The following is a 12,240-nucleotide window of genomic DNA, read 5'->3' on the forward strand; positions in this document are numbered from 1 at the left end:
TACACCCATGCTTATTTCTCATCTCCACCCTCGCGAATAAGCAGCTGGCCCAGCCTTTCCGAGAGAGTACCTCCACCCACAAGTGATACATTCCCGACCTTCTCACTTATTTTCTCCAGAAACTCAAGCTCCTTGAGGCGATACAATGTTTTGTTCTCATCCATCAGCTTGGCTGTATTTAACAAGCTGCGGGTAGACGCTGTTTCCTCACGCCGGGTAATCAGGTTGGCCTGCGCCTTCTTTTCCGCCAGCAGCACCGTATTGAGAATATCCTTGACCTCTCCCGGTAAAATAATATCCTTCACTCCGGCCGAATGGAACAAAACGCCGTAGCCTTCACTCTGTTCCTGTAGCCGCGAGAGTACAAAAGTACCTACCTCCTGCTTCATCCGCAATAAATCGTCCAGCTTCAGGCTACCGACATATTCCCGCAGCACCAGTTGCAGGCTGATATAAATCTGCTCCTCCACCGACTTAATCTGCAGCACACGCAGAGGATTTGTGATTGAATATTGGCATACAAAATTGAGTCTTAAAGAAACCTTGTCTTCCGTAAGCATCTCCTGCCCCGTCATATCCATCTGCTGCTGGCGCAGGTCTACCTTCTGCACGGCCACCTTGATAGGCCCTTTCCAGAAATCATATTTGCCTGGCGGCAGCTCCCGCTGCTGCACATTATTGAAGTACAGAATGCCCACTTCGTTAAAAGCCACCTCAAAAGTCTGTATGTAATTTGAGATCCGCGTCAGTATAGAACGGTTAATCTCCGTAAACAGCTCCGGCTGGCGAATGTCGGCCCGTTGGAACTGATGATCTCTCTGCTTGTTCCAGAACGCGTATTTGCCGGGAGTGAGCAGAGCTTTGAATCTCCCATCTTCATAATGCAGCACATATTCATCATCAAGCACATCTATAATCTGCAGATCGCGCAGCAGAATTTCGTCATGCAGGAATCCATTTATTTCTTTACCAGGTACAGAAAAAGGCTGATTCAGACTCAGCTTTACCACATGTTGTTCACCAAACGGAGCTAACCAGTATGATCCTGGTTCCAAATATTTGTCGTAGCTGCCTTTCTTAAACAAGAGTCCTCGTTCTTCAGCAGTAATTGTTATTTTAGTTAACATAGCTTCCTCCTGGTTCACCTGAATATCGACCCTGTCCACGGAAATCCTTCCGGCAGCGGCAGCGGAGCCGGTCTTAAGGAGCATGGCAGGCACGGAAATCTTGTAGGGCTAGCGCTGCCGAATACAAGCCCCACTTCAGGCCTGCCTTGTAGCAGCGATATTCCATTACAGAATTTCGGCTCATTCATACCCCGGTATCCGCCGTCTGCAAAGCTGCGCTTCTCAGTGCACGCCAGAAAGGACGCGCTAAGGATTTCCGTCAAAGGGTCTTGTGTCCATTTCACAGTCTCGAATTAAATCGAGTAACTTTGCCAAAGATCGCTCATCAGACGATTGGGGAATCGAACCCCTGAATGGATAAGCTCCAAATCTGCTGCAGCATACCCTGTCATAGAATGACGGGCACTGTGGGACCAGAGAAATCCACACTCAGCAGACAGCTTGGAAACAAACCCATATCTATTATAATTTGTAATACCGTATTTAATAAAGCTAAATTCCTTTAATCGCTGCCATTGGCTTGCACTTCGCAACGATGTCGGCTAAACCCGCACCAGTGATACTATCGATGATTTGATCCACATCTTTATAAGCCTGCGGACATTCATCCAGTATTGTATCGAGAGAAGGATGATTAACCACAATCTCGTCCTCCGTGCCTACTCTAAGAGATTGACTGAATTCATCCACAGTTACGGCCAATCGGGTAGCTCTTCTGGAGCGCAGCCTTCCGGCACCGTGACAAATGGAGTAGAAGTTCTTCACCCCTTCCTCCCGACCAATCATGATATAGGAGGAGGTTCCCATGGAGCCCGGAATGAGCGCTGGATGCCCGGTTTCTTTATAAACTGGTGTGTTGAGAAAATGTCCTGGCGGCAATGCCCGCGTAGCTCCCTTACGGTGCACCAGCATCGGCTGATTGCGGTGGAACTCCTTCAGCGCATAGTTGTGCATCAGATCGTACAATACCGGCATTTCAAACTGCGGTCCATACAGCTCGCGGAACGCTTCCTGCACTCCGAAAGCAATCATATGCCGATTAGCTACGGCGAAATTCAGCGCCGAATACATCAGGTTCAGATATGCCTGACCCTCACGGCTGCTGATCGGTGCATAATTCAAGTTCGGGTCGGGATTGTTCACTCCCCAGAGATGCATAGCTTCCTTGATGGTCTTGGTATGTTCCCGACCCACCATCGCGCCCCAGGCCCGTGAGCCAGAGTGAATCATCACAACAACCCCGCCATCGAAAAGTCCCCACTTGGCTGCCAGTTCCTTATGCTTTTCGGCAATTTCCAGATACTGAATTTCACAGAAATGGTTGCCACTGCCCAGCGTACCGAGCTGTCCGTGAGCATTTTTGCGGATTTTGGTTGGCAAATGATCTAGTGCAGAATGATCGTAGCGGAAATTACTTTCCTCCACATGCGTGATCCACTGTTTGGAGGGGATATATTTTGCCGGAAGTCCTTCAAGTCCGTTCCTTACTACTTCCATGATATCGATGTCAGCATAATTGCTATTGACGCGTTCGTTCGTTGGCACATACTTTTCAATCGTCTCAATAAGCTTCCGGCGGACGGCCTTATCCTGCAGATCTCTTTTATGCAGCGGTGTTGTGTGCACCCGCATTCCGCAACCAATATCCACACCTACAATGGAGGGAGACACCATTCCGTCCCGCATGCTCCAGACGGCCGTCGTACCGATACAAGTTCCCACACCCACATGAGCGTCGGGAGTGTAACCCATATATATATTCCGTGGAATCCGCAGATTATTATCGGCCATCTCAAATACTTTGGACTCAAAGGATCCGTAAATCTCCGGATTTGCGAATACATGCAGCGCTCCGTGGGGGAGTTCAAGCTCGTAATGGTTGTTCCCATGCGCCTTACTGTTCCAATTCATCGTTGTTCCTCCTAATGTTCGAACATTCAATCTGCCAGAGGTTTCTCTGGCCTCACAACAAAAGGCTGCCGGTCCACGGGTTGCTCCTGTACCGAATAGGCACTAGGGAAACCTTCGTGATCCGACAGCCTCATCCTTCAGACTCTCCTTATGAGCCGCTGCAGCGGTGCAAAAGTATAGTCAGAAATCACCGATCCTCAGCCTTGCAGGAGAGAAAGCGGATAGGACAAGACAGCCGGACATGGAATCGCAACTGATTTGGCGTTCATCACTTTGATTACGTTCATCACGATAGGTGGGGTTTAGAATAATCATGTTCATCGTTCTCTCTCCTTTCAGGATTAGAATGGTTTATTATTCAATGCGCTGGCTATCTCAGAATCGAAAAAGGCTGCGTTCCGCCGCCTCTTTCCCCAGCCCAAGGCCAAAGAAAAAGGCTGCGAGTACGCAGCCTGATCATCCGATAACCGATTCTACGGTTGCAGGGGTGAACCTGCATACCTCATGGGTAAGGGATGGCTGCGCAATACATTCGCGTCTTCGATATATAGATCACGTGACGGCTCACTACGGAATAGAATTTGATCTTCATAGCTGCGCTGTTCAATTCTATTCTCTGTCATCATGATCTAATACCTCCCTTAGCCGTTCGGCCCATAAATTTGAAATCAGCTTATCATATATTTCCAGAAGTTGTCAACGGTTCATTGTCCGAGAACAGATCGGGGTTCACTGCCAGCATCCGGCTGAGAATTTCATTGGTTTCTACCGTACCGCACACCCTAACAACTGCATCCCCGAAGCTCCCCTTACGCATGGCACCACCCTCGTACAGAACATCATCCACCTTCCAGAAATGCTGCGACCAGGAAAGACCGCAATGCCTGCGGGAAGGCACGGATAACACCGTTCCGTCAGGAGTCACCGTGTACAGCTGCTCCGGTTCATCTGTCATTCTACCGGGAATATCGACCCATTCCTCGATACCATGGATGAACGTATTCCGCCGCAGGTCTACGCCCAGCAGCACGATATCTGCCTTCCGGTCAAGCAGCTTGCCCCAGACCGAGCCGCGAGCGCAAGGCGTGTCCCACAACTCAGCTCCTGCCGTGAATTCTACAGCATCTGCGCCCAGAGCAGCCACCGAATGTGTCGGATGCCAGGAACGAATGACCCCTTTTCGAGAGCGGAACAATTCCGGCAAAATACCGACACAGGAAGGAGAATCCAGAACTGAGAAGCGTGGATTATTCGCGTTAATATAAGCCCAGGTATGTGTGGGCAATACCAACAGCCCGTCCCGCATATATTCGACTAAAGCATCCAGAACGGTGTCCGCACCTCCCTGTACTTCCCCAATGCTTTTTAAAGAAGAATGCACTAGAATCGTCCCTTGCGGGTCAAGCTCCAACTTCTGCAGTTGTTTCAATAAGCTGGCTTTCGTATGCATACACTTCTCTCCTTCAATCCAAACTTAATAAAGCTAATATACCAAGCAAAGCAAAAGAATACGATTAAATATCCAGTAAAGCGTTTAAACTAGTATATCCGCTTGCAGCTTCTGTCCGTCTTTTTGAGAATGTTGGAGTCCCCCTTGCAATTTGCCAAGTTTACTATTAAAATTATAGTTACTTAATATTATTCACGATGTTCCACTAGGAGGTACTACCAGATGAGTTTAATAATAAAAGGACTTCACCATGTATCCGCCATTACAGCCAAAGCACCGGAAAATTTCAAATTCTATACGGAAATACTAGGCTTACGTCTGATCAAAAAAACTGTTAACCAAGACGATATCTCCGTTTATCACTTGTTCTACGGAGACGAGCAGGGGAATCCCGGAACAGAGCTGACCTTCTTTGAAATCCCAAATTCGGGGCACAACCGCAACGGTAATAATAGTATTTCCGCCCTTTCTCTACGTGTACCTAACGACGCCGCGCTTACCTACTGGGAGGAGCGTTTTACGGAATATCATGTAGAACACGGAACAATTACGGTGCTAGGAGACCGCCAGACCTTATCCTTCCGCGATTTCGAGGGACAGCGTTTCCTGCTGGTATCCGATGAGTTTAATAAGGGTGTCGCAGGTGGCAAACCTTGGGGAAAAAGCCCTGTTCCCGCCCAGTACGGCATTGTCGGTCTGGGACCTGCGCATCTAACCGTGGACACGGCTGACCTAACGGCTGTAATCCTTGAAGAACTGCTTGGCTTCCGCCGCAAAAACACGTATCCTTCACCAGTAGCCGGACAACCGGATGTGATTGTGTTCGAGACCGGAGAAGGCGGCTCGGGTGCAGAGGTTCATCTGGAGGAACGGAACGATCTAGAACCGGAACATCTCGGACGGGGCGGTGTACATCATGTCGCGTTCCGCGTCGATAACGAAGCAGAGCTGAAACAATGGATCGAACGCGTGGGCACCCTTCGTTTGCCTAACTCAGGCTTCGTCGACCGTTTCTACTTCCGCTCCCTCTATTTCCGCGAGCCGAATGGCATTTTGTTTGAGCTAGCTACTGATGGACCAGGATTTGCAACCGATGAACCCATGGAGCATCTCGGGGAATCACTGGCCCTGCCTCCGTTCCTGGAGTCAAAGCGCGAGCAAATTGAGGCCTATCTCAAACCGCTGGATACACGTCAATAATCCGTATGCCCTCATACGTCACAACGGCAAAAAGCAAGTTTCCACTAATCTGGAAACTTGCTTTTTAGATTTACGCCATCTTATCGCGATCGCGAGCTTTAGCTTTCTGACCATGTAATAGTGAAGTTATTATATCCAGGACGTGCGGTTGAAGCTTTTCCTGTAATCGAGAGTGGACTTGTTCCACTTAGCTTGCCCGTGATCTTAACTGTAGTAGCAGTTATAGTCTGCGTCGAATTATCCAATTTCTTGATCCGCACATATTCGCTGTAAACAAAGCCCATGATATCAAGCGTTTCCTGTGTAGAATAGGTGAAAGCTACCTTCTTCACACCATCGATATCAGTATCCAAGGTTGTGGAAATGACCGCATCCTCAGGTATAGGGAAATCCTGTGGCAGATTAACAGGTCGTGATTTACTAGAGACAGGCGTTGTTGTGCCATTGTCCGTCGTTGGAGTCGGAGTTGCAATAGGAATCGCGCTATTCAGTCCGATCCGCACTTTATAATTCGCAGCATCATACGTAATAGGCACTTTCAATGCGGTCGCAACCGACTGAACCGGCAAATAGGTAAGCCCCTCATATGTAATCGGAGTCAGAGTCTTGCCGTTGCCATCCTTCATCCAATATGGATTACCATCTACGACAAGTCCGATGCTGTGATTCAAATAGGCCTTGATCTGCTCTAATTTGGCTCCTGCGTACACTCCGGCTGAACCGGTTATGGTCATACTGGCGACCACGGCTGCGATGAGCCATTTCTTTTTCATTACGATCCGCTCCTCTGTTGTCAGAACTATTGCTTTCTCCTATATATAACACCGGGAAAGGTTTTCCAATCTTTTTCTATTTGTAACTTATTCTGGCTACCCCCGAGCGATACTTATCAGCTCCGACAGGCTGCGTATTTCATATTTCGGCAGGACTCCTGAATCATTAACTTTACCGAGCGGATTAAACCAACAGGTATCGATACCATAATTAATTCCACCCTGAATATCCGAGGTCAGAGAGTCGCCCACAATCAGCACTTTTTCCTTATCCGTAATTCCCAGCTTGGCAAAAGCATAATCAAAGATACCTGTCTCCGGCTTCTGGCTGCCCGCTTCCTCAGAGATAATAATCTGTTCAAAGGTACTGCACAGCGGAGACCCCTGAATTCTGGAGGTCTGCACTTCCTTAATTCCATTCGTGATAATCGCCAACCTAAAGTCGGCAAGCTCTTCACAAAGCTCAATCGCCCCTTGAATCAGGAACGTCCCCTCGCCTAAGAACCGCAGATAAGCTGCACTAAACTCCTCTGGATTCAGCTTTAGCTCATTCGCAACAAACAGCCGATTGAAACGCTCCACCCGTAGCGCTGCAGAAGTAATCCGACCTTGCTCCAAATCCTTCCAAAGCGCATGATTAATCTCCTTGTAGCTGGCGGCATAATCGTCTGCACCCGTTGGCAAGCCAAATTGAGCAAACGTGTTATATAGAGCATGGCTTTCTGCCATTCCGTAATCAAACAGCGTGTCATCGGCATCGAATAAAATAATTTCGTATTTCATATGTACCTCCAGAAATATATTTTTCTAAAATATGACTAGCAATCGACAATTTATCACTTTTTAAGGTAACTCACGGGCGGATATGTTATTTTAAAGAGAAAACGGCGGTGAATATCATTTTATATTTATTAGCATTTCTGTTGTCGTTTTCCATTGTTTACTTGTTAATACCACCGCTTGGCAGACTGGCTTTCCGCATTGATTTTGTGGACAAACCCCGGCAGGACGTTGAGCGAAAAATACATAGAGAACCTATCCCGCTTACAGCCAGCTACGCCATCTTTATCGGGTTTTTCATTACCTATTTAGTATTTGCCCGTGACTTTACTATGGAGACCCTAGCCCTATTCATCGGCGGTGTACTGCTGCTGACCATCGGTACGGTGGATGACTGGTACAAAACTAAGGGAAAGGACTTCCCGGCGTTGCCCAAAATGATTGTTCAGGTTGCCGCGGCAGTTCTTGTCTATCTGGCCGGAAACGCCTTTACGGGATTTTACAACCCATTCTCTGGGGATTATATCGTTCTTCCAGTAGTATTACAGTTTTTGCTGACCATTTTTTGGATTTTCGGCGTAACTACCGTAATCAATTTCTCGGATGGTATGGATGGTCTAGCTGGTGCACTGACTGCTATTTCCGCCGTAACTCTGTTCATAGTTGCCTTGACTAAAGGACAATCCACTTCCGCTGTGATGGCAATCGCACTCGTAGGCGTTACCCTTGCTTATTTACGTTATAACAAACCGCCCGCCAAAATCTTCATGGGTGACGCAGGAGCTACCTTTCTCGGCTTCATCCTTGCCGTTATTGCGCTCGATGGTGCTTTCAAGCAGGCGACGGTCCTGTCCATTTTCATTCCGATTCTGGCGATGGGCGTACCGATCTTCGACAATATCTTTGTCGTGTTCAAACGCTTCATCCAAGGGAAGTCCATCTATCAAGCCGATGCTACCCAGGTCCACTACCGCCTGCTTAGGGCAGGGCTGAACCAGAAGCAGGTTGTTATCGTGTTATGCCTCGTGAGTGTCTGCCTGTCTTTATCGTCAATCATTCTGCTGTTGATCCAAACCTGACGCAACATCTCCAGTAAACTTGTATAATCTCCGGTAGATGTCGACAATCTCATTCAGCGGCATGCGCACAAGGCCGCTGGAAGAAGGCGCTACAAATTCACGCACTCCGTCTACCAGAGGCTCTGCGGCATCCTCTTGAAAGCCCCATTCAACCTTAGATCGCCGGCTGTATTCTGTATATACGCCCTTGCCAACAAAACAAGCCACTTCCGGCCGAAATTGCTCGAGCTTCGCTCGCAGCAGTTCTCGGCCCTCTTTATATTCTTCACGGGTGATGTCCTCCGCCCCACGGGTTGGGCGGGCAACAATGTTCGTGAAGCCCAGCCCGAGCTTCAGCAGTTCTCCATCCTCTGAAGGGTCGTATAAACGCGGCGTAAGTCCGGACTGATGCAGTATTCTCCAGAAATGGTTGCGCGGATTCGCATAATGATGCCCTTCCTCTCCTGAACGAGGACTGGGGTTAAAGCCGATAAAGATGATCTGTAATCCGTGATCCAGATGATCGGGTACTTCGTTCATCGCATTCGCCTCCTTTACCAGTTCCACTGACCGCATCAAAATAGAACAAAGGCCATGGACTATATCATCCATGACCTGATTGTTTAATAAATATACTGCTTCAGCGTCTGACCTGCAAGCCATATACACATCACCTAAGGAAGTAAAGCCCTGAGCGCAGGTGTCAGATCAGAATCCTCCAATTGAACATATTCAATGTTGCCGTTCTTATACTCCATTCGCACAAGAATCATTCCGTGCCTAGCTGCAAAGTCCCGCTCCTGCTCCAGAATGGTGGTAATCAATGTCTTGTCTACGGTTATAACCGTCTGCTTCTCCTTACGTGCAAGCTCAACATGTTTCTCTGGATTATACACTTCTTCATTTGAAAGGCTGCCGTCAAAGTCATCCTTCATAATCTCGGCGGATTTAATCTCAGCAGCAGTCGTGCGAACTTTATCGGCATATCCTTTTTCGACCAGCCAGCTCTCCATTTCCTGATAAAAGGGCTCCCATTCATAAAAAAGACTACTACGATTTACGTTTTGCTTCTGATCAGAGTACACCTCTATATAAGCTTCTGGCGTCCTATCGCTTGTTTGTTCTTCAAAAGACATGTTGAGAATTTCCCGTTTCAGAATTTCTTTGAATTCAGCGATCTCGACAGGATTGGAGATATCTACTGCTTTATCTCGATTGCTTAACCTTATTCTGTATGTGTTCTCCTCCAACTGAAACATATTATAAGCCTCTCTCTTGTAAGCTTCCGTCTCCATCACTGCCTTTAGTTCCGGTTCGAAACCTTTGATCGGCACCAGATACTCTCTTACCAGCTTACGGCTGTTATTCAACCGATACACCAAGGTAAAGGATTGGAAACGGGTATAATTGGCCACAGACTGGGTATCCACCTCGGGACGTACAGTGGTTAGTGCAAGATGCAGCTTACGAACAGCCTCGATATAATCCTTATCATTGGAAAAGGGGACATGATCTGTCGGCGCATCGGCAAGCGAACCTTGATCGTAACCCCACATCCAGTAATTCCCGCCTGCATAAACGCCGCTTATTTTATCGTTCGAAGGTACTCTGTTCTCATACCCCGTAAGTCCTGATGCTGGAATATATAAAAGCAGGCCTATCAATACTGTATAAACTGCCCACTCCAACGGAACTCTGCGAGTGAGTATTTGCCAGGTTTTACGGAGAATCATTTCTGCAATAACGTAGCCGATCACCGCTCCTATCGCATATCCACCAATCACCCAGCCCAACTGCTGCTTATCGGAGGTGAAATAGGTTCCGGAGATCAGCATCGCACAGAACATTACGCCTGCTTTAAAGAGCGGATTGAAAGCCGTGAAGGCAATCGCCTGGCCTGCTTTTTCCACATGACGCTTACGGTATAGCAGGAAAGACAAGGCGATAAAGAAGACAGACAAAGCCCCGTAAATCCACATTTCCTTCATACTAAAGGGATTAGCCGCTATGTTCATGATATGTATAAGAGGAGACCATGCCTCGGCACTGGTATTAACGTTATACACATGCGGATAACCGTACAAATAAGTGGATAAATGAGAATTCATTAATGTTATCAGAAAGGCCGGAAGTAACAGAAGAATATATGTGATAATTCCCTGCACAATGGATTGGCCTGTACAGATTCCTACAAACAGACTGAAGCAGAATAGAAAAATGGTAAGCAAAGTTACAACTAGGCACCAGTTCCAAATATCCACACCCTCGTAAATAAACATATTCCCGCCCCATTGCCGCACGACCGCGGTAACCGCAGCAGTCAGCCAGACTGGAGGCAGTAGCAGCAGCAGCCCACTCAACAGATGGGTGGTAAGCAGATGCTCCCTACGTAAAGGAAGGCTGTGCCACAGATCTGACGGTGATTTGGCCTGAAGGTAATATAGCAGGAACAGCCCTGCAGCAACAGGGAATACAACAATAAACAGCGATTGAATGCCATTCCCTATTTGGAATAAATTCTTAATCTCCTGCGGCAGCGAATTCGGTGTTTCTCTCATGAACAGCTGCATTGGTAGTGCGAACAATAGACCAAGAGCATATATAATACCGATCCAGCCATGTTGGCGAAGGTTCTGGCGAATGATGCTGCTATTAAAGAATAATCGGCTGGGCGTCATATCCGGCATCCCCCATTTCATAAATAAAGATTTCTTCCAAAGTTAGTGGAAGCAGATCGAATACATAAGGCTCATAAACCTCAAAAACCTTAGCAATCCGCTCGGATTCCCCTTTAACAATATATAAATTGACACTGCCCCGACGCTCCTGATGCAGAACCTGCAGCTTGGCGGATATTGCCGCCTCATGCCGTTCATCCCGGAAGGCAACCTGTACCTTATGTGTGTCTGCTTTCAGATCATCCAGATCCTTCTCAATCAGCATTTTACCGGCATGCATAATCCCTACATGATCGCACAGATCCTCTATCTCCCGCAGATTATGTGAGGAAATAATGACCGTCAATTGGCGCTCGGCAACCTCCTGAAACAGCAGATTCTTGATCTGCCGCCGCATGACCGGATCGAGTCCGTCAATCGGTTCATCCATAATAAGAACATCCGGCATACAGCAGAGTGTCAGCCAGAAGGACGCTTGCCGCTGCATCCCCTTCGAGAAACGACTAAGCTTGCGCTTCGTATCCAGTGGGAAGACTGCCCCGAGTTCCCTAAACCTCGACTGGCTCCACTGTGGGTAAATCGATTGGTAGAACGCGGCCATTTGTCTGATCGAGGATTGCGGAAAAAAATAAGGGCTGTCCGGCATGAACATAATTCGCTGCTTCATACCCGGGTTTTCAAAAACGGGTTCCCCCTCTACCTTCACCGTCCCCGCTTCCGGCGAGTAAATACCAGCCAACGTTTTGAGCAGCGTTGTCTTACCTGCACCGTTCGAACCCAACAGCCCATAGATCGTTCCTTTGGGTACGGTTAACGAAATTTCATCTACAGCCTTCTCGCCTTGAAACAACTTTGTGACTCCCCGCATCTCAATCACTATTCTTCCCCCTTTCTCTCTGCTCTTCTACTTGGCGGTATAACGCACTGATCTCTAGTGCTGTAAATCCGAGATAAACCGCCTCTGCCATTAACCGCAGCAATTCATTCCGCACCTCTGCTTTTTTGGATTCATTCTGTCCCTGCTGCAGGGGGGAGACGAAGCTTCCCTTCCCTTGCAGTGAGTAGATATATCCCTCACGCTCCAGCTCTCGGTACGCCTTCTGAATGGTATTGGGGTTCACCGTCAATTGTGAGGATAAGGTGCGTACGGAAGGCAGCTGTTCATCCGCCTGCAAAATACCATGCTGGACCATCTCCTTGACCTTATCAATCAGCTGCTCATAAATCGGCTTGCGACTGCGAACGTCCAGTTCGAACATGACA

At 48.0% G+C, this 12,240-nt stretch carries 13 protein-coding genes; 2 read left to right on the top strand and 11 right to left on the bottom strand.

The window, feature by feature from the left end; all coding sequences use genetic code 11:
* Positions 1-11: 11 nt before the first annotated feature.
* The 5 genes from H1230_RS27685 to H1230_RS27705 form a co-directional block, all read right to left on the bottom strand.
* Positions 12-1,127, bottom strand: coding sequence for a slipin family protein (locus H1230_RS27685; protein ID WP_239713015.1), 1,116 nt, complete (start codon positions 1,125-1,127; stop codon positions 12-14).
* A gap of 492 nt (positions 1,128-1,619) precedes the next feature.
* Positions 1,620-3,038, bottom strand: coding sequence for an RtcB family protein (locus H1230_RS27690; RefSeq protein ID WP_239713016.1), 1,419 nt, complete (start codon positions 3,036-3,038; stop codon positions 1,620-1,622).
* A 180-nt stretch (positions 3,039-3,218) separates the two neighbouring features.
* Entirely contained in the window at positions 3,219-3,359 is a 141-nt protein-coding gene (locus H1230_RS27695) for a hypothetical protein (protein ID WP_239713017.1), read from the bottom strand.
* Positions 3,360-3,511: 152 nt separating this feature from the next.
* Entirely contained in the window at positions 3,512-3,664 is a 153-nt protein-coding gene (locus H1230_RS27700; protein ID WP_239713018.1) for a hypothetical protein, read from the bottom strand.
* Positions 3,665-3,714: 50 nt separating this feature from the next.
* Positions 3,715-4,488: an AAC(3) family N-acetyltransferase gene (locus tag H1230_RS27705; RefSeq protein ID WP_239713019.1), complete on the bottom strand. Its 774-nt coding sequence runs from the start codon at positions 4,486-4,488 to the stop codon at positions 3,715-3,717.
* 222 nt (positions 4,489-4,710) lie between these two features.
* On the opposite strand from H1230_RS27705, the gene H1230_RS27710 reads away from it, so the two are divergent.
* Positions 4,711-5,688, top strand: a complete 978-nt coding sequence (locus tag H1230_RS27710; protein WP_239713020.1) for a ring-cleaving dioxygenase — start codon at positions 4,711-4,713, stop codon at positions 5,686-5,688.
* A gap of 98 nt (positions 5,689-5,786) precedes the next feature.
* Here the strand turns inward: H1230_RS27710 and H1230_RS27715 are convergent, their stop codons facing one another.
* Positions 5,787-6,461 carry a hypothetical protein gene (locus H1230_RS27715; protein ID WP_239713021.1) on the bottom strand — a complete coding sequence of 225 codons (675 nt, stop codon included), beginning with the start codon at positions 6,459-6,461 and terminating at the stop codon, positions 5,787-5,789.
* 96 nt (positions 6,462-6,557) lie between these two features.
* The gene (locus tag H1230_RS27720) at positions 6,558-7,244 is read right to left on the bottom strand and encodes a YjjG family noncanonical pyrimidine nucleotidase (RefSeq protein WP_239713022.1); all 687 of its coding nucleotides are present in this window, start codon (positions 7,242-7,244) and stop codon (positions 6,558-6,560) included.
* A 116-nt stretch (positions 7,245-7,360) separates the two neighbouring features.
* Here H1230_RS27720 and H1230_RS27725 point away from each other — a divergent pair, with 116 nt between their 5' ends.
* Positions 7,361-8,320, top strand: coding sequence for an MraY family glycosyltransferase (locus H1230_RS27725; protein WP_239717597.1), 960 nt, complete (start codon positions 7,361-7,363; stop codon positions 8,318-8,320).
* On the opposite strand, the gene H1230_RS27730 is transcribed toward H1230_RS27725, so the two are convergent.
* From H1230_RS27730 to H1230_RS27745, 4 genes are all read right to left on the bottom strand, one after another.
* A complete protein-coding gene (locus H1230_RS27730) occupies positions 8,291-8,839 on the bottom strand; it encodes a mismatch-specific DNA-glycosylase (protein WP_239713023.1) in 549 nt (182 codons plus the stop codon). The two genes, H1230_RS27725 and H1230_RS27730, sit on opposite strands and share 30 nt — an antisense overlap.
* 134 nt (positions 8,840-8,973) lie before the next feature.
* Positions 8,974-10,977 carry a DUF6449 domain-containing protein gene (locus tag H1230_RS27735; protein ID WP_239713024.1) on the bottom strand — a complete coding sequence of 668 codons (2,004 nt, stop codon included), beginning with the start codon at positions 10,975-10,977 and terminating at the stop codon, positions 8,974-8,976.
* Complete coding sequence (locus H1230_RS27740) at positions 10,952-11,854, bottom strand: ABC transporter ATP-binding protein (protein ID WP_239713025.1); 903 nt, start codon at positions 11,852-11,854, stop codon at positions 10,952-10,954. The genes H1230_RS27735 and H1230_RS27740 overlap by 26 nt, the downstream gene beginning before the upstream one ends.
* Positions 11,847-12,236, bottom strand: coding sequence for a GntR family transcriptional regulator (locus tag H1230_RS27745; protein WP_239713026.1), 390 nt, complete (start codon positions 12,234-12,236; stop codon positions 11,847-11,849). The genes H1230_RS27740 and H1230_RS27745 overlap by 8 nt, the downstream gene beginning before the upstream one ends.
* Between the last annotated feature and the right edge of the window lie 4 nt (positions 12,237-12,240).

It is taken from the genome of Paenibacillus sp. 19GGS1-52, assembly GCF_022369515.1.
Taxonomy (GTDB): domain Bacteria; phylum Bacillota; class Bacilli; order Paenibacillales; family Paenibacillaceae; genus Paenibacillus_AQ.